Source organism: Jatrophihabitans sp. sgz311053 (assembly GCF_056135305.1).
In genome coordinates this window covers 224,413-244,015 of sequence record NZ_JBWAXP010000002.1, presented here as the reverse complement: position 1 = coordinate 244,015, position 19,603 = coordinate 224,413, and the positions used below count along the sequence as shown (strand labels likewise).

At 72.1% G+C, this 19,603-nt stretch carries 24 protein-coding genes and 1 pseudogene; 8 read left to right on the top strand and 17 right to left on the bottom strand.

The features are described from left to right. Positions 1-74 precede the first annotated feature (74 nt). The 7 genes and pseudogenes from AC0NZQ_RS10185 to AC0NZQ_RS10155 all read right to left on the bottom strand — a co-directional run. Complete coding sequence (locus AC0NZQ_RS10185; protein ID WP_474529705.1) at positions 75-1,403, bottom strand: MauE/DoxX family redox-associated membrane protein; 1,329 nt, start codon at positions 1,401-1,403, stop codon at positions 75-77. 22 nt (positions 1,404-1,425) lie between these two features. Beyond that, complete coding sequence (locus AC0NZQ_RS10180; RefSeq protein WP_474529704.1) at positions 1,426-2,076, bottom strand: SCO family protein; 651 nt, start codon at positions 2,074-2,076, stop codon at positions 1,426-1,428. Further along, positions 2,073-2,573, bottom strand: a complete 501-nt coding sequence (locus AC0NZQ_RS10175) for a copper chaperone PCu(A)C (RefSeq protein ID WP_474529703.1) — start codon at positions 2,571-2,573, stop codon at positions 2,073-2,075. Before AC0NZQ_RS10175 ends, AC0NZQ_RS10180 begins: the two co-directional genes overlap by 4 nt. Further along, a complete protein-coding gene (locus AC0NZQ_RS10170; RefSeq protein WP_474529702.1) occupies positions 2,570-3,265 on the bottom strand; it encodes a YcnI family copper-binding membrane protein in 696 nt (231 codons plus the stop codon). Before AC0NZQ_RS10170 ends, AC0NZQ_RS10175 begins: the two co-directional genes overlap by 4 nt. Before the next feature lie 55 nt (positions 3,266-3,320). After that, complete coding sequence (locus AC0NZQ_RS10165) at positions 3,321-5,006, bottom strand: copper resistance CopC/CopD family protein (protein ID WP_474529701.1); 1,686 nt, start codon at positions 5,004-5,006, stop codon at positions 3,321-3,323. Continuing rightward, positions 5,006-5,518, bottom strand: a complete 513-nt coding sequence (locus AC0NZQ_RS10160) for a hypothetical protein (RefSeq protein WP_474531448.1) — start codon at positions 5,516-5,518, stop codon at positions 5,006-5,008. The genes AC0NZQ_RS10165 and AC0NZQ_RS10160 overlap by 1 nt, the downstream gene beginning before the upstream one ends. An 81-nt stretch (positions 5,519-5,599) precedes the next feature. Further along, positions 5,600-5,662 (bottom strand): annotated as a pseudogene (locus AC0NZQ_RS10155) (hypothetical protein); the annotation flags it as partial. Positions 5,663-5,730: 68 nt separating this feature from the next. Between AC0NZQ_RS10155 and AC0NZQ_RS10150 the strand changes: the two are divergent. Then, on the top strand, positions 5,731-6,258 hold the full coding sequence (locus tag AC0NZQ_RS10150; RefSeq protein WP_474529700.1) for a sigma-70 family RNA polymerase sigma factor: 528 nt from the start codon (positions 5,731-5,733) through the stop codon (positions 6,256-6,258). Here the strand turns inward: AC0NZQ_RS10150 and AC0NZQ_RS10145 are convergent. Further along, entirely contained in the window at positions 6,246-6,647 is a 402-nt protein-coding gene (locus AC0NZQ_RS10145; protein ID WP_474529699.1) for a DUF3817 domain-containing protein, read from the bottom strand. The genes AC0NZQ_RS10150 and AC0NZQ_RS10145 overlap by 13 nt on opposite strands. Continuing rightward, positions 6,644-7,033 (bottom strand): hypothetical protein, encoded by a 390-nt coding sequence (locus AC0NZQ_RS10140; RefSeq protein WP_474529698.1) that lies wholly within the window; start codon positions 7,031-7,033, stop codon positions 6,644-6,646. The genes AC0NZQ_RS10145 and AC0NZQ_RS10140 overlap by 4 nt, the downstream gene beginning before the upstream one ends. An 82-nt stretch (positions 7,034-7,115) precedes the next feature. Between AC0NZQ_RS10140 and AC0NZQ_RS10135 the strand changes: the two genes are divergently transcribed. Beyond that, positions 7,116-7,742, top strand: a complete 627-nt coding sequence (locus tag AC0NZQ_RS10135) for an alpha-ketoglutarate-dependent dioxygenase AlkB (protein ID WP_474529697.1) — start codon at positions 7,116-7,118, stop codon at positions 7,740-7,742. Here AC0NZQ_RS10135 and AC0NZQ_RS10130 read toward each other — a convergent pair. Continuing rightward, positions 7,739-8,902: a CaiB/BaiF CoA transferase family protein gene (locus AC0NZQ_RS10130; protein ID WP_474529696.1), complete on the bottom strand. Its 1,164-nt coding sequence runs from the start codon at positions 8,900-8,902 to the stop codon at positions 7,739-7,741. The two genes, AC0NZQ_RS10135 and AC0NZQ_RS10130, sit on opposite strands and share 4 nt — an antisense overlap. Further along, positions 8,899-9,381: an SRPBCC family protein gene (locus AC0NZQ_RS10125; RefSeq protein ID WP_474529695.1), complete on the bottom strand. Its 483-nt coding sequence runs from the start codon at positions 9,379-9,381 to the stop codon at positions 8,899-8,901. Before AC0NZQ_RS10125 ends, AC0NZQ_RS10130 begins: the two co-directional genes overlap by 4 nt. Positions 9,382-9,537: 156 nt before the next feature. Between AC0NZQ_RS10125 and AC0NZQ_RS10120 the strand changes: the two genes are divergently transcribed. After that, entirely contained in the window at positions 9,538-10,149 is a 612-nt protein-coding gene (locus tag AC0NZQ_RS10120) for a ClpP family protease (protein WP_474529694.1), read from the top strand. Between the two features lie 2 nt (positions 10,150-10,151). Beyond that, complete coding sequence (locus AC0NZQ_RS10115; RefSeq protein WP_474529693.1) at positions 10,152-10,763, top strand: ClpP family protease; 612 nt, start codon at positions 10,152-10,154, stop codon at positions 10,761-10,763. Here AC0NZQ_RS10115 and AC0NZQ_RS10110 read toward each other — a convergent pair. After that, positions 10,744-11,052 carry a helix-turn-helix domain-containing protein gene (locus AC0NZQ_RS10110; protein WP_474529692.1) on the bottom strand — a complete coding sequence of 103 codons (309 nt, stop codon included), beginning with the start codon at positions 11,050-11,052 and terminating at the stop codon, positions 10,744-10,746. The two genes, AC0NZQ_RS10115 and AC0NZQ_RS10110, sit on opposite strands and share 20 nt — an antisense overlap. Positions 11,053-11,136: 84 nt before the next feature. On the opposite strand from AC0NZQ_RS10110, the gene mptB reads away from it, so the two are divergent. Then, a complete protein-coding gene (mptB, locus tag AC0NZQ_RS10105; protein WP_474529691.1) occupies positions 11,137-12,609 on the top strand; it encodes a polyprenol phosphomannose-dependent alpha 1,6 mannosyltransferase MptB in 1,473 nt (490 codons plus the stop codon). Here the strand turns inward: mptB and AC0NZQ_RS10100 are convergent. The 4 genes from AC0NZQ_RS10100 to AC0NZQ_RS10085 are packed head-to-tail and all read right to left on the bottom strand — an operon-like array spanning position 12,507 to position 16,149. After that, on the bottom strand, positions 12,507-13,274 hold the full coding sequence (locus AC0NZQ_RS10100) for an enoyl-CoA hydratase/isomerase family protein (RefSeq protein ID WP_474529690.1): 768 nt from the start codon (positions 13,272-13,274) through the stop codon (positions 12,507-12,509). The two genes, mptB and AC0NZQ_RS10100, sit on opposite strands and share 103 nt — an antisense overlap. Further along, positions 13,271-13,681, bottom strand: a complete 411-nt coding sequence (locus AC0NZQ_RS10095) for an SCP2 sterol-binding domain-containing protein (protein WP_474529689.1) — start codon at positions 13,679-13,681, stop codon at positions 13,271-13,273. Before AC0NZQ_RS10095 ends, AC0NZQ_RS10100 begins: the two co-directional genes overlap by 4 nt. Before the next feature lie 3 nt (positions 13,682-13,684). After that, on the bottom strand, positions 13,685-14,932 hold the full coding sequence (locus AC0NZQ_RS10090; protein WP_474531363.1) for a cytochrome P450: 1,248 nt from the start codon (positions 14,930-14,932) through the stop codon (positions 13,685-13,687). A 2-nt stretch (positions 14,933-14,934) separates the two neighbouring features. Then, entirely contained in the window at positions 14,935-16,149 is a 1,215-nt protein-coding gene (locus tag AC0NZQ_RS10085) for an NAD(P)/FAD-dependent oxidoreductase (protein WP_474529688.1), read from the bottom strand. Between the two features lie 105 nt (positions 16,150-16,254). Between AC0NZQ_RS10085 and AC0NZQ_RS10080 the strand changes: the two genes are divergently transcribed. The 3 genes from AC0NZQ_RS10080 (at position 16,255) to AC0NZQ_RS10070 (ending at position 18,795) form a co-directional block, all read left to right on the top strand. Further along, positions 16,255-17,637, top strand: coding sequence for an aldehyde dehydrogenase family protein (locus AC0NZQ_RS10080; RefSeq protein ID WP_474529687.1), 1,383 nt, complete (start codon positions 16,255-16,257; stop codon positions 17,635-17,637). Positions 17,638-17,645: 8 nt separating this feature from the next. After that, positions 17,646-18,197: a TetR/AcrR family transcriptional regulator gene (locus AC0NZQ_RS10075; RefSeq protein WP_474529686.1), complete on the top strand. Its 552-nt coding sequence runs from the start codon at positions 17,646-17,648 to the stop codon at positions 18,195-18,197. A 109-nt stretch (positions 18,198-18,306) separates the two neighbouring features. Further along, complete coding sequence (locus AC0NZQ_RS10070; RefSeq protein ID WP_474529685.1) at positions 18,307-18,795, top strand: YflT domain-containing protein; 489 nt, start codon at positions 18,307-18,309, stop codon at positions 18,793-18,795. 55 nt (positions 18,796-18,850) lie between these two features. On the opposite strand, the gene AC0NZQ_RS10065 is transcribed toward AC0NZQ_RS10070, so the two are convergent. Beyond that, the gene (locus AC0NZQ_RS10065; protein WP_474529684.1) at positions 18,851-19,519 is read right to left on the bottom strand and encodes an ABC transporter; all 669 of its coding nucleotides are present in this window, start codon (positions 19,517-19,519) and stop codon (positions 18,851-18,853) included. Positions 19,520-19,603 lie beyond the last annotated feature (84 nt).

The following is a 19,603-nucleotide window of genomic DNA, read 5'->3' as shown; positions in this document are numbered from 1 at the left end:
ACGCCACGAAGGCCCGTCCCCTTGCGGGGGCGGGCCTTCGTCGCGCTCTGGACCTTCGAGTGCGGGCGAGCCGGCTACGGCGCCGTGGCGGAGCCTGAGGGCTTCGCCGACGGCGAGGACGACGCGGCAGGAGTCCCCGATGAGGGCGACGGGCTCGGCGCGGGACCGTTCTTGCCAGCGGCCTCGACCGCCTTGACCAGGGCGGCCGCGTCGTTGTCGATGGTCTTGCCGTTGACCTTGATGGTCGGGGTGCCGTTGATGCCGTCCTGGCTGGCCCGGTCGGTGATGGCCTCGACGAGCGCCTTATGCCGCTGCGTCTCCACGCAGGAGTCGAAGTCCGTCTGCTGCGTGGAGGTCAGCTTCTGACCGACCTTCCCGGCGAAGGTCTCGATCTGCTTGTCCGTCAGGCCGCCCGCACCTTCGGCCGGCTGGACGTCGGATCGGTAGAAGTACGAGTGGTACTTCACGAAGTAGTCGACGGAGACATCCGAGGCGCAGTAGCCGGCGTTGGCGCCCCGCGAGGAGTAGAGCCCGTTGTCGGCGGTGTTCAGGCTCGCCAGCGAGATCATGTGGTACTTGACCTGGGCCTTGTTCTCCTGGACCAGCTTGCGCATGGTGGGGCCGACGGTGCGCTCGTACTGCGCGCAGATCGGACACTGAAAGTCCTCGTAGACGTCCACTGTGGCGGCGGCCTTCTTGCCGTAGACGATCCCGTTGGCGACGGAGGCGTTGGTGGCAACGAGCGAGCCCTCGACCTTGGCGCGACCGGACTGCACCCCGATGCCGATCAGCGCGACCAGGACGACGACACCGGCCAGCGAGGCGCCGATCCAGCGGTCGCGGCTACGCGCCTCGCGCCGGCGGGCCTCGAGCAGCGCGTTGTACTTGCGGCGCCCCTGCTCGGTCCGCAGCCGCTTGGCCGACGGCGGCTCGACCCGGTCGTTGCGGGAGATGTACTCGTCCAGCGACAGCCGCGTCAGCGGCCACAGCACGAGGAAGACAGCAACGGCCAGCAACCCGAGGTCGCGCAGGATGTCGAGCAGGTAGGTGGTGTCGCCCGCCGTCGTCCCGCCGCCGCCGAAGCAGCCGCATTCGAGCTGGATGCCGCGCGCCCCCGCCTGGACGATGCCGATGAGGAAGACCAGGAAGAGCGCGGCCGACGCGATGGCGACCGCCCGGGTGGCGATGCCCAGGATCAGCGCCACGCCGATGCAGAGCTCGAGGACGGGCAGGCCGTACCCGATCGCCTTGCTCAGCCACTCCGGCGTGACGTCGTAGGCGCGAACGGCCTGGACGAACGTCCGCGGGGACTGCAGCTTGTCCAGGGAGGCCCAGATCCAGACGGCTCCGAGACCGAGTCGAAGGACGGTGCCGAGCCAGGGGCGCGCGATCTGCCATCTCACGGACGCAGATTGTGCCACCGGCTCAGCCCTCCTTGGCGACTATCGGCAGATCGTGCTGCACCTGGGCACCGAGCCCGGTGCTCTGCAGGAAGGCGACGCGGGCGTAGTCGTCCGGGCCGTAGAGCAGCAGTTTCGACGAGTGCGTCTGGCCGTTGTCCTCGGCGACGGTGACATGGGCGGCGGCCTGCGCGGCGTCGATCTGCGCCTGGGTGCCGGTGAGCCCGATGACCTGCGCGCCCTTGATGCCGGAGCTGAAGTTCTGCAGCCAGCGCTTGAGGACGGCGGGGGTGTCCCGCTTGACGTCGGTGGTGACGAAGACGACGCGGGTCTGCTTGGCCACCGTGGCCGGCACCTTCTGCAGCGCGAGCTGGACGTCCTTCATCGTGGTGGGGCAGACGTCCGGACAGTTGGTGTAGCCGAAGAAGAGCAGCGTCGGCTTCTTCGCGGTGTCGGTGCCGAAGGCGAAGGGCTTGCCGGCGGTGTCGGTGAGGGTGAAGCTGGGCCGCGGCTGCGGCGGCGTCAGACCGAGCCCCCGGAACTCCCCGCTCCCGCTGGCACCGCCGAGGTCGGAGGCGGACGGCGTGGCCGAGCCACCGCCGGAGGAGCAGCCGGTGAGGACGAGCCCCAGCGCGGCGGCGAGGACGGCGAACAGCAGCAGGGGACGACGGGTCACTTCGATGCTCCGGTGGGTGGGTTCTGGCCGTACGGGACGACCGGTGCGACGACGTCGATGGGTCCGGCGTTCTCGAACTGCAGCGAGATGTTGACCTGCGAGCCGGCACGCAGCGTGCCGTAGAGCTGGCTGATCATGATGTGGGCCTTGCCGACGTCCAGCTTCAGCGTGCCACGCGCCGGGATGGTGGCCGAGTTCGTCGCCGACATGGCGCCGGAGGCGTCCGTCTTGTGCAGCACGGCCTCGGCGCCGGCACCGGTCTCGACGTCCACGAGCCGGTCCGCGGTGCCGGTGTTGTTGCGGATCGTGAAGTAGGCGCCGGCCACCTTGGTCGGCGGCAGCGGTGGCCGGACGTACGCACCGGTCACCGTGATGGGGTTGGCGCCGCCGGACGGGTCGGCCGCCGCCTGCTGCGGCATCGCCCCTCGGACGAGCCCCGCCGCGCCGAGGGCGAGCACGAGGCTCCCCCCGGCGACGGCCGGCCAGGACAGCCTCATGACGCGCGCCGGGCCCGTCCGACGACGGCCAGCCCGAGGGCACCCACCGCCACCACCAGCGCGATGATCGACAGGATCGTCGGGGTGGTGCTCGACCCGCTGTCGTGGTCGTCGTCGCTGGCGGCGACCGCCGAGGCGGACGGACCGTCGGAGGCCGACCCGCTGGACGCGCCGTGGTGATCGGTGCCGGAGCCGGCGGCGGCGAGCTCCAGCACCGGGGCGGGCTTGTCCGGCTCCTCCGACGAACCCGGCGCCTGCTGCTCCACCCAGCGCACGACCTCACCGTTGCTGTAGGTCTGGATGGCCGGGAAGGCGATGCTGTCCTGCTTGGGCAGCGGCCCGACCTGGACGTTGAAGAGCTGGAACTCGCCGGGCTTGATCGCCGCGGAGCTGGTGGCGGTCCAGGTGATCTGCGAGACGGCCTCGGTGACCTCGCCGTCGTCGGTCGTCACCGGCTTGGCGAGCTTGGTCTTGGTCTCGACGGCGGTCCAGCCCGGCATGGGCTGCGTCGCGGCGAAGGTCAGCGGCGTCGCCGTCGGCAGCTGCACCTGCAGCTTCGTCGTGCTCGCGTTCGCCTCTTCGTTGGGCACCCGGAAGGTGATCACGGCGTAGCCACCCTGCGTGGCGTCGTCGGAGGTGACACGAACGTGCGCACTGGCCGGCCCGGCGAAGGCGACCATGGCGGCTGACACGCCAACCACTGTGGCAAGTGCGGCTGTGCGAGTGCGGTTCATTCCGAGGTTCCTCTCAGTGCAGGGTGATGGTGACGCTGGTGGTCACCGCGTCGAACTCGGAGGTCGAGACGACGAGATCGAGGCGCCAGGGGCCGGCGACGGTCAGCGCGGCGGTGCCGTCGTAGACCAGCGAGCTGGCGCGGGTGAGCTTCACCGGGACGGGCCCGATGCGCTTGGCGGTCTGGGTGGCGGCGGCCGTCACCGAGGAGAGCCGCGCGCCGCCGGAGACCTCGACGGTGAGGTTGACGTCGCCGTGCGTGCCGGGGTCGGAGGTGACGCTCACCGTGCGGCCGCTGCCCAGCGGCGCCGACACCGTGATCGGCTCGCGGTACTGCGCGGCGAGGTCCTCCTTGCCACGAGGGCTGGAGACCAGCACGGAGGTGAGACCCAGGACCACCAGCGCGATGACGACCTCGACCAGCACGCCCCGGCGCAGCCGTTCGGTCTCCACATCGTCGGCGGGTGGTGGTCCGGCCAGCTCGGTGTCGGTGTTCGCGTACGCCACCCGCGGCGCCGTCCAGCGGCTCCGGACGGCCCGACGCGAGACGGCCGCGACCGCGAGGATGCCACCGAAGAGCACGATCTTGCCCAGCACGAGCAGGCCGTAGGTGGTGGTGAAGACGGCGTCGACGGTGCCGATGCCGCGCCAGGCGTTGTACGTCCCGGTGAGCGCCAGCAGCACGACGCTGGTGAAGGACACCAGGGAGACCGTCGGCAGCACGCGCCGCAGCTCGGCCGGCTCGCGCCGCGGCAGGATTGCGCCCACCAGCATGACGAGCGCGCCGAGCCAGGCCGACATGGCCAGCAGGTGCAGCATGTCGACGAGGATCGAGACGGTGACAGGGCTGGTCGTCCCCGCATGACCCGCGGCGGAGAAGGTCGCCGCCACGCCGATGCCGGCGAGCCCGGCGATGCCCTCCCACGGCGCCGGGCGCGCGTCCACTCGGAGCGAGAGTGCGAAGAGCAGGCCGAGCAGGCCGAGCAGCAGCAACCGCGCGCTGTGCAGCTGTCCGAAGTCGGTGTGCAGGGTGTTGTCGATCAGCGTGGGGTCGAAGAGGTCGAACGGTCCCCTGCCCGCGGTGTAGGGGCCCTGCAGCAGCAGCTCCAGCACCCCCGCGACGCCGACGGTGGTCCACCCCGCCCAGACCAGCCGACGGGCACGTCGGTCGTCGCGGCCCTCCGGCCAGACGGTGAGGATGAGCCAGACGCCGCCCAGCAGCGCCAACCCGGCGTAGGAGAACCAGCGCACCACGTCCAGCGCCGACTCGCTGGCGGTGTTGCCACCGGAGGCGGCGACACTGCCCCGGACCAGCGCGCCGTTGCCGACGACGAAGCGGACCGTGCCGGCGACCGGGTGCGAGTCGGCCGAGGTGACCCGGAAGCTCGCGGTGTAGGTGTTGTCGCCCAGTCCGCTGCGCAGCCGCACCCGGATCTTGCTCTGGTCGCCGCCGGGTTGGGTGGTGCCGCCGGTGTCGACGCGGGCACCGGACTGGTCGGTGACGTGCAGGTAGCCGACGCTGCCGACGGTCACCCCCTCGTCGAAGGTGATGCTCACCGTCTGCGGCGCCTGCTTCAGCCGGCTGCCGTCGGCGGGGTCGGACGAGACGACGGTGGCGTGCGCGGACGCCGGGCCGGCCAGCAGCAGGGTCGCGCCGAGGAGCGCGGCGAGCAGGCCGAGCAGGGCGACGAGCCGCCGCATCAGGCCACCGTGCGCAACGAGGTGGGACCGTCCTCGTCGTCGCTGTCGGCGTAGCTGCTGCGGCGACCCGGCGGCCGAGCGCGCTCGTTGCGGTCCAGTCCGAGCAGCAGCGCCAGTCCCACCAGGACGGCGAGATGGGTGACCAGCCGGGCGAGCGTCACCGTCCCGGCGGCGAGGTCGTGGATCGACAGCGCGGAGAGCACGAGGGTGAAGGTGGCCAGCAGCGGGATGAGTCCGGCGGCGCGGCGCGGCACCGAGGCGGCGGCGAGGAAGGCGACACCGATGGCCAGGTTCCAGGCCGCGCCCTCGTGGGCCCCGTGGTCGGACATCGCCATGCCCAGCGAGTCGCCCACCAGCGCCGGCATGCCGATCCCCAGCTGCACCACGCCGACCACGAGCAGCGCGGCCCGGAGCATCCGGCGGTGGTGCAGCACGCGCCGCGCCGGCAGCGCGACGGAGCTGGTGATGGCGGCGGCCAGATCCGGTACCGGGGCGGGGTCGAGCCGAGCCATCCGGGTGGCCCGGCCGGCCACTTCATTCCATCGGGCACAATCGGCGCAGGATGCGAGGTGCGTGTCCAGCGCGGACGGCGACATCCCGAGCGGCTCGCCGTCCAGCCGCGCGGATGCCGCCTCGCGGAACCGTTCGCACTTCACGCGGCTCTAGTCGCTCGGACGGTCCTCGAAGTTCCCGGCGAGACCCGGGTCACACGAAGTGGAAGCGCATGGACGAGTTCGACGAGATCACCGAGGTGGCGCTGCGCGCCCGCCGCGGTGACGCCGCGGCAGCGGCCGAGCTCGTCCGCGCGACGCAGGCCGACGTCTGGCGGCTCTGCGCGCACCTCGGCGACCGGCAGCACGCCGACGACCTCACCCAGGACACCTACGCCCGCGCCTTCGCCTCGCTGCACCGCTTCCTCGGTCGGTCCTCGGCGCGGACCTGGCTGCTCGCCATCGCCCGGCGCGTCTGCGCGGACCACGTCCGCTCGGCCCAGCGACGGCGGCGGCTGCCCGAGCCCGCCGAACGCCTCGGCAGCGACCCGGCCGAGTCGGTGGCCGTCCGGGCGCTGGTCAGCGGGCTGGAGCCGCAGCGGCGCGAGGCCTTCGTCCTTACCCAGGTGCTGGGACTCTCCTACGCCGAGGCGGCCGACGTCTGCGACTGCCCGGTGGGGACGATCCGCTCGCGAGTCGCGCGGGCGCGCGACGACCTGGTGACCGCCCTGGGCGACGGTCGGCAGACTCAGAACGGCTGAGCGTCCGAGGGGGCCGCGGGCTGCGTGGTGGCCGCCCGCCGGGTCTGCCGGGTGACGAAGTGCTCGGCGACGAACGAGAGCGTCGGGATGGTGCCGGCGAGCATGACGAGGGCGTAGCGCAGCAGCGGCCAGCGCAGCTTGAAGCCGAGCAGCGCCGTGATGATCACGTAGATCATGAACAGCCAGCCGTGACCGATCCAGAGCAGGCCGTAGAGCGGCGGGTCGACGTCGAAGGCGTACTTCACGATGAGCTCGATGGTGCCGGCGAGCAGCACCACACCGGTGACGAAGGCCATCACCCGGTAGCGGGTCAGCGCTCCCGCCGCGTCGGCCACGGTCCGCTCGCTGACCCGCGGCTGCTTGACCCCGAGAATGCCTGCGTCGCTCACGCCTGTCCGTTCCGCGCGTTGAGCCGCGCCAGGTAGTCGTTGTACTCCGCCAGCGTCTCGTCCTCGGCAGGCGCCGGCGTGGGGGGAACGTAGCGCCGGTAGGCGACGGGCTCCTCGGCGGTCGATGGCGCGGTGGCGCCGGGCACCTCGGGCAGCTCGCCGTCGTGCCGCAGCCGGTCCCGCATGATCTTGATCCACATGATCAGCGTGAAGAGGCTGAAGGCCCACCACTGCAGCGCGTAGCCGAAGTTGCGGATGTTGAAGTGACGCGACTCCGAGACCACCAGCTGCCACCGGCCGAGCAGGACCATGGTGACGACGAGCGCGACGGTGACGACGTGCAGCAGCAGCCAGCCCGGCCGGAAGGCGAAGCGGTACCGATGCACGCCTCCACGGTACGACAGCCGGCTGTGCGCGGACCCGGACATCACTCTGTTTTTCGAACGCACGTTTGCTACCGTCGCAGGGGTGACCGCGTTCCAGGCCTCCCTGCTCGACGTCGGCGAGGACGTCGGCTTCGGCCGCCTCGGTCACACCGTGAAGCGGGTCGAGCTCGGTGAGGGCGCGTGGCTGGATCTGCGTCCCCGATGGGTCGACGGCGCCGACACCCTCTTCGATCGGCTCCGCGACGGCGTCGCCTGGCACGCCGAGCGGCGACCGATGTACGACCGGGTGGTGGACGTGCCGAGGCTGCTGCACTTCGTCGCCGAGGACGAGCAGCTCCCCGACCCTGCCCTGGTGACGGCCAGGGCGGCGCTGGACCGTCACTACGAGCCGGAGCTTGGCGAGCGCTTCGTCACCGCCGGGCTCTGCCTCTACCGCGACGGTCGGGACAGTGTCGCCTGGCACGGTGATCGCATCGGCCGCGGCGGCACCCACGACACCATGGTCGCGATCGTCGTGCTCGGCGCGCCCCGGGCCTTCGCCGTCCGACCCACCGGCGGCGGGGCATCGCGCCGCTTCGAGTTCGGCCACGGCGACCTGGTCGTCATGGGCGGGTCCTGCCAGCGCACCTCCGAGCACTGCGTCCCCAAGACCAGCCGACCGGTCGGCCCGCGGATCAGCGTCCAGTTCCGGACGCGCGGCGTCCGTTAGCGCGGCGGCAGGTCGGTGCCGTCCGGGGCGTCGAGCCAGCGACGGACGACCCCGTCGTGCTCACCCACGCTCGGCGGCGGCGCGGAGGTCGTCGCGGCGGTGGCCGAGTACCGCACCGGGTGCCGGACCTGCGGCACCCGTCCCGGCCCGAACTCCACGAGCGGATCGAGGTCGTAGGCGTGGGCCCGCTCGACCGCCTCACCGACCGTCCCGACGAGACCGGCGGGGACACCGACCTCGGCGAGCCGCCGCTCCCACTGCGCCGCGGTGTCGACAGCGAGAGCGGCCTCGAGTTCGCGCGCCAGCTCGACCCGGTGCGCGACCCGGTCGGCGTTGCCGGCGAAGCGGGGGTCGGCGGCCAGCTCGGGACGACCGACCACCGCGGCGAGCCGGGTGAACTGGCCGTCGTTGCCGCAGGCGACGGCAAGCGGGACGTCCGCGCAGCGCAGCGTCTGGTAGGGGGCGATCGACGGGTGGGCGTTGCCGAGGCGACCGGGCGAGGTCCCGGTCGCGAGGTAGCCCGCGGCCTGGTTGACCAGGCCGCCGAGCAGGCTGGAGAGAAGCTCCACCCGCAGGTGCTGCCCGGTTCCGGTCCGCTCACGGACGGCGAGGGCGGCGAGGATGCCGATGACGGCGTCCTTGCCGGTGAGGACGTCGACCAGCGGCGCGCCGACCTTGTGCGGCTCGCCGTCGGTCGGCCCGGTGACGCTCATCAGGCCGCCGACGGCCTGCACCAGGAAGTCGTAACCCGGGCGGTCGCGGCCGGGTCCGTCGCCGAAGCCGCTGATCGAGCAGTAGACGGCGCGCGGGTTCGTGCGGGCCACCTGCTCGTAGTCCAGCCCGAACCGCGTCAGACCACCGGGTCTGTGGTTCTGGACGATCACGTCAGCCCGCCGGGCGAGCTCGCGGGCCAGGCCGAGGTCGGCGTCGTCGGTGAGGTCCAGGGCCAGGCTGTACTTCCCCCGGTTTAGCGACTCGAAGTACGCCGAGGCTCCCTCCGGGGTCCAGGGCGGACCCCACGTGCGGGTCTCGTCCCCGGTGCCGGGGCGCTCGACCTTGACCACGGTCGCACCGAGGTCGGCCAGGGTCATGGTGGCGAGCGGTCCGGCCAGCACTCGGCTGAAGTCCGCGACCAGGACACCGTCGAGCGGGCGCGTCACGACTCCAGCTCGGCCTTGAGGTTGTCCAGGGTGGTGCGGATGTTGCGGCGGTTGTGGTCCGGGAAGCTGGACCGCGTCACGATGCGGTCGAAGACGGCGGCGAGCGGATCGGGCCAGCGCTTGCGGTCGTCGTCCCAGGTCTCGATGACGCGGGTACCCCCGTCGACGGGGACGAGGTCGTAGGTCCAGGTGGCGATGTGCGCCCGCAGCCACGGCCGCTGCACCCCGATCGCCTCGACGACGAACTGGAATCGCCGCTCGGGCTCGGCGACGGTGACCCGGCAGCGGGTCGACCACGTCACGCCGAAGCGCTTGTTGTGGCCGACGAAGCGGGTCCCGGCCGGCAGCGAGGCGGGGCCGTCTTCGAGGGTGGCGCCGGTGTTCTCCGGACTCCAGCGTCCGGTCTGGCTGGGGTCGCTGACGTGGGCGTAGACCGTCGCCGGATCGACGGCGATGTCGACGGCTTCGGAGACCGTCATCGGACGACGTGGCATGCAGACCCCCTGGGTTCGGCCGGGACGCTACCGGTGCGGGCGCCGGCTTACGCCCCTGGCGGATCCGCCCTCGGCGCAATCGTCCCCACACCGGACGGTCTCGTCCCAGGCTGGGCTCATCACCGACCAGAGGAGGAGAGCATGACCGCCCCACCCGACACCGCCACCACACCCTTCGACGACGCCTTGGCCGAACGGTTGCTGCTGCAGCGCATCGTCTACCTCGGCACCCAGGTGGACGAGGTCTCGGCCAACCGGGTCTGCGCGCAGCTGCTGCTGCTCTCGGCCGAGGACGCCCGCAGCGACATCAGCCTCTACATCAACTCCCCCGGCGGCTCGGTCCACGCCGGGCTGGCCATCTTCGACACGATGACGCTCATCCCCAACGACGTCGCCACCATCGCCACCGGCTTCGCCGCGTCGATGGGCCAGTTCCTGCTCACGGTCGGGACGAAGGGCAAGCGCTTCGCGCTGCCGAACGCGCGGGTGATGATGCACCAGCCCTCGGCCGGCATCGGCGGCAGCGCCGCCGACGTCGCCATCCAGGCCGAGAGCCTGGAGTTCACCAAGCGGACCATCGAGCGGATCGTCGCCGAGCACACCGGCCAGAGCGAGGAGACCATCGCCCGCGACGGCGACCGGGACCGCTGGTTCACCGCCGAGCAGGCTCGCGACTACGGCATGGTCGACCGGGTCGTCACCGCGCTGGACGACGTGCGCCCGGCGGGCCGGCGCCGCCCGATGGGGCTGTGACCATGGCCCAGTACACGATCCCCAGCGTCGTCGAGCGGACGACCACCGGCGAGCGCGTCTCCGACATCTACAGCCGGCTGCTCTCGGATCGGATCATCTTCCTCGGCACCGAGATCGACGACGGCGTCGCCAACGTCGTCATCGCGCAGCTGCTCTTCCTGGAGTCGGCCAATCCGGACGCCGAGATCTCGATCTACCTCAACTCCCCCGGCGGCTCGTACACCTCGCTGATGGCCATCTACGACACGATGTCCTTCGTCCGCGCGCCGGTCTCGACCTGGTGCGTCGGTCAGGCCGCCTCGACCGCGGCGGTCCTGCTCGCCGCCGGGGCGCCCGGCCGCCGCTTCGTGCTGGAGCACTCCCGCATCCTGCTCGGCCAGCCCGCGACGGGTGGCACCCGCGGCGTCGTCGCGGACCTCAGCCTGCAGGCCAAGGAGATCCTGCGCATCCGCGAGCAGATCGAGGAGGTGCTGGCCCGGCACACCGGGCACGACGCCGCCACGCTGCGCGCCGACACCGACCGGGACCGCGTCTTCACCGCGGCCGAGACGGTGGCCTACGGCTTGGCCGACGAGGTCCTGACCAGCCGCTCGCTCACGCGGCCAGGTTCGTGACCTCGCCGGGCGAGGCCGGATCCAGCCGGGTGCGGGCGGCGTCGACGAGATCGGCCAGACCGATGCCGAGCGCGCCGGTGGTGGCGGCGAGAACCTCCGAGGAGGCCTCCTTACGGCCGCGCTCGATCTCGGAGAGGTAGGCCAGCGAGACACGCGCGGACTCCGCGACGTCCTTGAGGGTGCGCCGCTGCGCGAGACGCTCGGTACGCAGGACGTCCCCGACGACCTCGCGCCACAGCGGCTCGCGCGACGGGCGGCGGCGGGGCAGTGGCAGCACGGTGGCGCTCATGTCCGGAGCCTAGGCGCGGATCGGCGACGCCGGGCCGCTGTTCTGCCGAGGGCGTAACAGCCGGCGGCCGTAGCATCGGCGAGCGTGACGACGTCCCGCCGCGCCGTGCCGCTGCTCGGCGTCGCCGGGTTCGTCGCGGCAGCGCTCACCGCGGTGGCGGCGGGACGGGCGTACACCGGGACCTCCGTCCCGCCCACCCGGTGGTTCGGCCTGGTCGCAGACCGCGGCTGGGTCGACGGCCGCACCTCGCTGTGGGGCGTGCTGCTCTGGGTCGGGATCACCGGGCTGTCGGTCTCGTGGTTGGCGGCGTTGTTGCTGGTCCGTCGCGGGGTGCTGGGTGAGCGGCAGGGTTGGCTCCTCGGCGGGTCGTGGGCGCTGCCGCTGGCACTCGGACCGCCGGCGGTGAGCAAGGACGTCTATGCCTACGCCGCGCAGAGCCTGGTGGCTCACCACGGCGGCAGTCTCTATCGCGACGGACCGTCGTCGCTGGCCGGCGTGCCGGGGGCCGACGCGGCACGCGCCCTCGCCGCCGTCGACCCGCGCTGGCGCGACTCCCCCAGCCCGTACGGTCCGTTCACCGCGGCGGTCCAGTGGCTGGCAGGGGCGGCAGGCACTCCGGTCACGGCCATCCTCGTCTTCCGGGTGGTGGCGGTGCTGGCGACGGTGGCGCTGGCCTGGTGCGCGGTCCAGCTGGCCGGGGACCGGCGAGCTCAGGTGCTCGTGCTGGTCGGACTCAATCCGGTGGTGCTGGTGCACGCGCTCTCCGGCGCACACGTCGAGGCACTGATGTGCGCGCTGCTCGTCGCCGCGCTGCTCGCCGGGCAGCGGAGCCGCTGGTGGCTCGCGGTGGTCCTGGCCTGCCTGGCCGGCCTGGTGAAGGCGCCGGCCTTCCTCGGGGTGGTCGCGATCGCCTGCTGGCATGCCCGCTCCGGCCGCGGCCGCCGGACGATCCCGCTCGACGCCGCCGTCGCCGCCGTGACGGTGGTGGCGGTGAGCCTGGCCGTCCCGGACGGCTGGGGCTGGCTGCGGAATCTGAGCACGCCCGGCAAGGGGGACCCGACCTCCTCGGTGACGGGCCACCTCGCCGCGCTCGCCAATGCCGTCTCCCCCACGGCGAAGACGGTGGTCACCGCCCTCGGCGCCCTGGCCGCGGTGGCGGTGCTGATCGTCCTGCTGCTGACCTTCCGGCGGCGCCACCCCGCTGTCTCGCTCGGCTGGGGACTGCTGGCGGTGGCGTTCCTCGCGCCGGTGACCTACCCCTGGTACGCGCTGTGGGGGATGGTCTGCCTGCTGCCGTTCGTCCGCGGCCGGGCGCTGGTGATCCTGGTCGGGTTGAGCGTGGTCGAGGCGGGACTGTCGATCCCCGGTGCCCCGGCGAGCGCGACGGCCCCGCTCACCTACGGTGTCCTGCTGCTGAGCCTGGCCGGCGTGGTGATCGGCTGGCGGCGGGTCGGTCAGCCCCCGCCGAAGGACGGCGATCGGCGTTCGACGAAGGCCGCGACGCCCTCACGCCCGTCCGGCGCCGCGATGCACTCGGAGATCGACTCCGCCTCGTAGTCCAGCTGCTCGGCGAGCGTCCGGGTAGCGCCGGCGGCGACGAGGCGCTTGCCCCGCCGCAGCGCGTCGCGGGGTCCGGCGGCGAGCGTGCGGGCGAGGTCGAGGGCACGCTGGTCCGCCTCGGCGTCGGCGACGACCTCGTCCACGATGCCGACGGCGAGCGCCTCGTCAGCGGTGAGGGCGGCGTTGCGCAGCAGCAGTGAGCGGGCCCGGCGCTCGCCGACGATGCGGGGCAGGGTCCAGGACATCCCGCCGTCCGGTGTCGCGCCGATGCCCGGGTAGGCGGGACGGAACGTGGCGCCGGTGCCCGCGACGACGATGTCGCAGGCCAGCACCAGGCTCATCCCGGCCCCGGCGGCCCAGCCACGGACGCCGACGACCACCGGCGGCAGCTCGGGCAGCCGTCGTACCGTGCGGTGGAACTCGTCGGCGAGCTGCCGTACCGCGGCACCGGGGTTCGCGGCGGCGTGCATGGCGCGGACGTCGCCGCCGACGCAGAAGTGGTCACCCGCGGCGAGCAGCACCACCGCGCCGACGTCGTCGGCGAGCGCCTCGACGGCGTCGCCGAGTGCGGTGGCCATCGCCAGGTCGATGGGGTTGCGGCGCGTGCCGTTGTCCAGCCGCAGGACGGCGACGCCGTCCCGGACCTCGGCGGTCACGCTCACGAGCTCACCAGCAGGTCGTCGCGACCGTCCTGCCGCAGCAGCTCGACGTAGGCGGGGAAGAGCTGCTTGGTCGAGGGCACCAGTTTGAGCAGGGAGCCCACCTTCCCGTCGACCCTGACCTGTTTGCGCGCCATGGCGACCGGCATGTTGATCTTGCCCTGCCAGAAGCGGTTGGCGACATCGGAGGTCATCCGCATCGTGGCGTCGGCCGGGTCGTCGTTGCTGCCGAGCGACACCGTCCTGTTCGGCAGGTCCAGCAGCAGCACCGCGTCGGGCTCGGTCGTCACCACCTTCAGCACGGTGCCGGTGGCGACGAGCTTCGGCCCGAGCGTGGCGTCGGCCAGTGCCCGCTCGAAGATGCCACCGACGTAGCGGCGCAGGTCGTCCGGCGTGGTGAACGACGGCATGGCTCAGGCTCCCTTGACGCGGCACGGCATGGACTTCACGCCGTGGACGAAGTTGCTGACGAGGTACTTGGGTTCGCCAAGTTCCAGACCGGGCACCCGCTGCAGCAGCTCGCCGACGATGGCGCGCAGCTGCGCCTTGGCCAGGTTCGCGCCCATGCAGAAGTGCGGACCACCACCACCGAAACCGACGTGCCGGTTCGGCTTGCGGGACAGATCGAAGGCGCAGGGCCGCTCGAAGACCGTCTCGTCCCGGTTGCCGGAGGCGTACATCATGACGACCTTCTCACCGGCCGCCACCGGCTGTCCGGCGAGGACGGTGTCGGCGACCGCCACCCGCTTGAAGGTGAGGACCGGACTGGCCCAACGGACGAACTCGTCGGTGGCGGTGCCGATACGGCCGTCGAAGTCCTCCAGCAGCCAGGACCGCTGCTCCGGGTGCTGCTGCAGCGCCAGCATGGTGTGGCTGATGGTGTTGCGGGTGGTGTCGTTGCCGGCCACCGACAGCAGCACGAAGAAGGCGCTGATCTCCTCGTCGGTGAGCGTCTCGCCGTCCACCTCGGCCTGCACGAGTGCGGTCATCAGGTCGTCCCGCGGCGCGACGCGGCGGCTCTCCGCGAGATCCAGTCCGGCAACGATGAGGGTCTGCGTGGCGTCGTTGACGAGTTCGAGCGGGTCCAGCTCGCCCCGGACCGTGTCGTCGTTGCTCGACACCAGCAGATCCGCCGCTCGCGCCACCGGCTCCTGCTCCTCGGCGGGCAGGCCCACCATCTCGTAGATCGTCCACATCGGCAGCCGCATCGACACCTCGTGGACGAAGTCGCAGTCACCCGTGGCGAGCAGGTCGTCGACGATCCGCGTCGCCTGGCTTCGGATCTGCTCCTCGATGGTGCGGACCCGCTTGGGCGTGAAGGCCGAGCTCACCAGCTTGCGCAGCGAGGTGTGCCGCGGCGCGTCCATCGCCAGGAACGACTGGGTGGCCTCCAGGAACATCTCGGGGATGTTCTCCAGCTGCACGCCCTGCCCGGAGCAGAAGAGCTCGGGGTGATGGCTCACCTCGGTGATGTCGGCATGCCGGGTGACCGCCCAGAAGCCGTCGTCGTCCTCGGCGGGCATGAGACCGCCGTCGGCGGGACGCTGCCAGCTGATGGGCTCGTTCGCGCGGAGCTGCGCAAAATGTTGTTCCCGCTCGGCTGCGCTCTTCGACCAGAAGGCGGTGGACGAGACGTCGGTCTCGGAGTAGGCGCGGTCCATGATCACGACTCCTGTTCCGGGGTTCGCGGCGGGAGAGCGGCAGCGGCATCGAGCGCGTCCTGCCAGGCGCCGCCGACGAGCCGACGCAGGCGCATGACGACCCGCTGTCCGTTCCGGGCGAGGACGCCGCCGAGGCGGTCGCCGCGCCGGTAGAGCGCGAGCCAGTGATCGCCGGCGAGGTCGCCCCACACCAGGTGCAGCTCGTCGGACGGCTGCCCCGCGAACTGGATGCGCGAGCTGTACCAGTCCGACCAGAAGTAGGGCACCGACGCGTACGGCTCGGCCGCGTCGGGGTCGGCCGCGTGGCGTCCGGCCCGCGTCCCCTGTTCGGCGGCGTTGGTCCAGTGCTCGACCCGCAGCTCGGTACCGAGCGTCGGATGCGACCAGCGGGCGACGTCACCGGCTGCCCACTCCGCCGCGCCGGCACGCAGCGTCTCGTCGCAGACCACCCCGTCGTCGATGGTGAGTCCGCTGTCGCCGAGCCACTCGGTGACGGGGTCGGCCCCGACGCCCACCACGACGAGATCGGCGGGCAGCAGGGTGCCGTCGGTGAGGCGTACCTGCTCGACCCGGCCGTCCCCCTCGACGGCAGCGACGCTCACCGACGTCAGCAGGGTGGTGCCGTGTTGCGCATGCAGTCCGGCCAGCACGCCACCGGCGGCCTCCCCCACCGCCCGGACCAGCGGCGTCGGCTGGGCTTCGACAACGGTGACGTCCATACCGCGGGCCCGCGCGGCGGAGGCCACCTCCGCGCCGATGAAGCCGCCGCCGAGGACGACGGTCCGCGCGCCGGCGTCCAGGGCGGCGCGGATCGCGTGGGCGTCCTCGATCCGTCGCAGCGTGTGGACACCGGCCAGGCCCTCGGTCCCCGGCAGGGTGCGGGGCCGGGACCCGGTGGCGATGACGAGGCGGTCGTAGCCGATTGGCTCGTCGCCGACCGTGACGACGCGGTCGGCGGTGTCCAGCGCCGTCGCAGGCGTGCCGAGGCGCAGCTCCACGCCGAGATCGTCAACGAGCTCGGACTCGGTGCGGAAGGTGGTCTGCTCCCGCTGGGCCGCCGGCGCCAGCAGCTCCTTCGACAGCGGCGGCCGGTCGTAGGGCAGGTGCGGCTCGGCCCCGACGAGGGTGATGCGCAGCGACGGATCGGCACGCCGCGCCGCCTCGACCGCGCGCAGACCGGCCAGGGAGGCGCCGACGACGACCACGTGGGCTGGCACCTGCACCTCCTTCCGACGGACGGCGACCTGCGGCCGGAACGTAACATAGAGCACGCTACGTTTGAAGCCCTGTGTTCCTCGCCCGTAGGGCGTACGGTGACCGCCATGACCACCACGTCACGCGTCGCCGCCCGCGGTATCCCGGACACCGTCGCGCACCTGCGCGCCACCTTCCGCAGCGGCCGCACCAAGCCGATCGAATGGCGCATCAAGCAGCTCGAGGCCATGCAGCGCCTCATCGCCGAGCGGGAGTCCGAGCTGGTCGAGGCGCTGCGCATGGACCTCGGCCGCCCGCGGGTCGAGGCGTGGCTGGCCGACCTGGCCCCGGTCACCGCCGAGGCCAAGCACGCCATCAAGCACCTGCGCAGCTGGATGCGCCCGACGCGCGTGCCGGTGCCGCTCGGCGTGCAGCCGGGCAAGGCCTGGTACCAGTACGAACCACTCGGCGTCGTGCTGGTGATCGTGCCGTGGAACTACCCCCTCTACCTCGGCCTGGTGCCCGTGCTGTCGGCGCTCGCCGCCGGCAACTGTGTCGTCGTCAAGCCGTCGGAGCTGGCACCGGCGTCCTCGGCGGCGATGGCCCGGCTGCTGCCGCAGTACCTGGACACCGACGCCGTCGCCGTCGTCGAGGGCGCCGTCGACGAGACGCACGAGCTGCTGGACCAGGGCTTCGACCACTGTCTCTTCACCGGCAGCCCGGAGGTCGGCAAGATCGTCATGGCCGCCGCGGCCAAGCACCTCACCCCGGTGACGCTGGAGCTCGGCGGCAAGAGCCCCGCGATCATCACCGCGGACGCGAACATCCCGGTGGCGGCCCGCCGCGTCGCCTTCGGCAAGCTGCTGAACTCGGGCCAGACCTGCATCGCCCCGGACTACGTCCTCGTCCACCGCTCGGTACGGGACCGCTTCGTCGCCGAGCTGACGAAGGCCATCGACGCACAGTCCTACGACAGCACCCTTCCCGTGGTGAGCGAGCGGCACGCGGCCCGGCTCGCCGGCCTGGTCGAGGGCGCGGGCGGGACCACCGTCCGCGGCGGCACCATCGACGCCGCCGGCAAGCGGGCCGAGCTCACCGTCGTCGTCGACCCCGACGGCAACTCCGAGGTGATGCGGCAGGAGATCTTCGGCCCGGTGCTGCCCATCGTCACGGTCGACTCCCTCGACGACGCGATCGCGCACGTGCAGCAGGGCAGCAAGCCGCTGGCCTGCTACCTGTTCAGCGAGAAGCGCGAGGACGAGGAGCGCGTGCTGAACGAGATCAGCAGCGGCGGCATGGTCATCAACCAGCTGATGTACCACCTGCTCGTCCCCGAGCTGCCCTTCGGCGGCGTCGGCGTCAGCGGCACCGGCGCGTACCACGGCTCCTGGGGCTTCCAGACCTTCAGCCACCGCAAGGCCGTGCTCCGCAAGTCGACCCGCCCCGACCCGTCGCTGGCGTACCCGCCGTTCACCAAGATCAAGGAAGCGCTGATGCGCCGGGTGTTCTAGTGCGGCTCGTGGTCACGCGCGACGACTACTTCGGCGCCGCGCTCGACCTGCTGGCCGCGCGCGGCCACGGCGAGCTCAAGATCGGTCTGCTCTGCCGCAGCATCGGGGTCACGACCGGGTCGTTCTACCACTACTTCGGCAACTGGGACGCCTTCGTCGACGAGCTGCTGCGGCACTGGGAGCACGAGAAGACGCAGCGCCTCGCCACGACCGTCGAGGCCGAGTCCGACCCCGTGACGCGGGTGCGGACGATCAAGAAGATGGCCCTGGACCTGCCGCACGACGCCGAGCGGGCGATCCGCGCCTGGGCGCATGTCAACGAGGCGGTCGCGGCGGTCCAGAGCCGGGTGGACGCCGACCGGCTCGCCGCCATCCGGGCCGTCGTCGCTCCCTTGCTCGGCCGTGGCCGACGGGCCGACCGGCTGGCCCTGATGGGGCTCAGCATGCTGGTCGGCTGGCAGCAGCTGCAGGCACCGCTGGACCTCAAGGATCTCTCCCGTTTGCTGGACGACTACGAGGCCATCGTCCTGGGACACGTGGACGCCACCGTCGCCGGTTGACCTCTTCACAGCTTTCGCCAGGGTCGAACACAGGCCGAGCTCAGTGCGCTCCGGGATAAAGGAGATGTCGGCAGGACGCCGACGACGACCTCCCAAGGAGACGATCATCATGACCGGCCCGATGGCACCCCGTTACGACTCCGCGTTCCTCGCGTGGAACACGGTGGCCGGCTACGACGACTACGAGCAGGCGCAGGCCACCATCACCAAGCTCGCCGGCAACGGCTTCCCCGTCGAGCACCTGGACATCGTGGGCTCCGACGTCCGCATCGTCGAGCGCGTCGCCGGCAAGCTGACCCGAGGGCGGGCCGCGCTGGCCGGCGCGTCGCAGGGTGTCTGGATGGGCCTGTTCGTGGGCCTGCTCTTCTCCCTCTTCGGTACCGGGGCGGCGGCGTCGGCCACCATCCTGTCGACCATGCTCATCGGTGCCGCGGTGGGCGCGGGCCTTGCCTTCGCCACCCAGTCGGCACTCAAGGGCAAGCGCAGCTTCGCCTCCACCCGGACCTTCGTCGCCGGTCGCTACGACATCGTGGCCCGCGACGGCTTCGCCGAGCAGGCTCGCGAGGCGCTGCGTCGCACCGAGGCCGTCTCGCTGTAGCTTCTTCCGGTTTTGGCGCCCTGGCTTGGGATACCAAGCCGGGCGCCAAAAACGCTTAAGAGGTGGAGTTCTTGCGGCGGCCGGGGAACCGATTGGCCAGGTCGGCGAGCGGCCCCACCGAGTCGGCCATGACGTCGATGGAGGCGCTGAGCTGCGGCACCGCCTCGGTGACCTGATCCAGCCGCGGGATGAGAGCCTCGATCTTCGGGCCGAGCGCCACGAGCTGGTCGAGCGTCCCGCCGGGTGCGACGAGCTTGTCGACGAAGCCGCCCTCTTCGAGCAGGCGGTCGACGACGCCGCCGTCGTCGAGCAGCCGGTCCAGCAGCCCGCCGGGTTGGGTGATCCGGTCCAGCGCGCCGCCCGGCGCGACCAAACGCTCCAGCGGACCCTCGGGCGAGACGAGCTGCTCGAAGGGGCCGTCCGGGGCGAGCAGCCGCTCCAGCGGACCGCCCTCGCGCATGATCCGCTCCAGCGGGCCGTTCTCGTCCAGGACGCGGTCGAGCATGCCGCCGGGGGCGATGGCGCGGCCCAGCGGCCGGTTCGGCGCCGCCGCCTTGGCCAGCGCGTTGAGGCGCCCCAGCGGACTCTCGGGATCCCGCGCCATCTTCTCGAGCTTGCCGATGAGACCGTCCGGGCCGAGCAGGTTGGCCAGCGCGAGCGTGACGTCCGCCCCGGCCCCGGCAATGCGAGCGGGCAGGTTGAACAGATCCGTACGGCTGCGCATGCGGGCTCCCCGAAGGTCGTGGAATGGTGACGTTACCGCCGACGGCGACCATCGCCTCCCACGACGTCGGCCCCGCTGCGAGGC

What these genes read in the sequence shown, in the direction of transcription:
- AC0NZQ_RS10175 (WP_474529703.1), bottom strand. Translation starts at nt 2,573, where the DNA reads ATGAGGCTGTCCTGGCCGGCCGTCGCCGGGGGGAGCCTCGTGCTCGCC.
- AC0NZQ_RS10165 (WP_474529701.1), bottom strand. Translation starts at nt 5,006, where the DNA reads ATGCGGCGGCTCGTCGCCCTGCTCGGCCTGCTCGCCGCGCTCCTCGGC.
- AC0NZQ_RS10160 (WP_474531448.1), bottom strand. Translation starts at nt 5,518, where the DNA reads ATGGCTCGGCTCGACCCCGCCCCGGTACCGGATCTGGCCGCCGCCATC.
- AC0NZQ_RS10150 (WP_474529700.1), top strand. Translation starts at nt 5,731, where the DNA reads ATGGACGAGTTCGACGAGATCACCGAGGTGGCGCTGCGCGCCCGCCGC.
- AC0NZQ_RS10125 (WP_474529695.1), bottom strand. Translation starts at nt 9,381, where the DNA reads ATGACGGTCTCCGAAGCCGTCGACATCGCCGTCGATCCGGCGACGGTC.
- AC0NZQ_RS10120 (WP_474529694.1), top strand. Translation starts at nt 9,538, where the DNA reads ATGACCGCCCCACCCGACACCGCCACCACACCCTTCGACGACGCCTTG.
- AC0NZQ_RS10115 (WP_474529693.1), top strand. Translation starts at nt 10,152, where the DNA reads ATGGCCCAGTACACGATCCCCAGCGTCGTCGAGCGGACGACCACCGGC.
- AC0NZQ_RS10110 (WP_474529692.1), bottom strand. Translation starts at nt 11,052, where the DNA reads ATGAGCGCCACCGTGCTGCCACTGCCCCGCCGCCGCCCGTCGCGCGAG.
- AC0NZQ_RS10095 (WP_474529689.1), bottom strand. Translation starts at nt 13,681, where the DNA reads ATGCCGTCGTTCACCACGCCGGACGACCTGCGCCGCTACGTCGGTGGC.
- AC0NZQ_RS10090 (WP_474531363.1), bottom strand. Translation starts at nt 14,932, where the DNA reads ATGGACCGCGCCTACTCCGAGACCGACGTCTCGTCCACCGCCTTCTGG.
- AC0NZQ_RS10080 (WP_474529687.1), top strand. Translation starts at nt 16,255, where the DNA reads ATGACCACCACGTCACGCGTCGCCGCCCGCGGTATCCCGGACACCGTC.
- AC0NZQ_RS10070 (WP_474529685.1), top strand. Translation starts at nt 18,307, where the DNA reads ATGACCGGCCCGATGGCACCCCGTTACGACTCCGCGTTCCTCGCGTGG.
- AC0NZQ_RS10065 (WP_474529684.1), bottom strand. Translation starts at nt 19,519, where the DNA reads ATGCGCAGCCGTACGGATCTGTTCAACCTGCCCGCTCGCATTGCCGGG.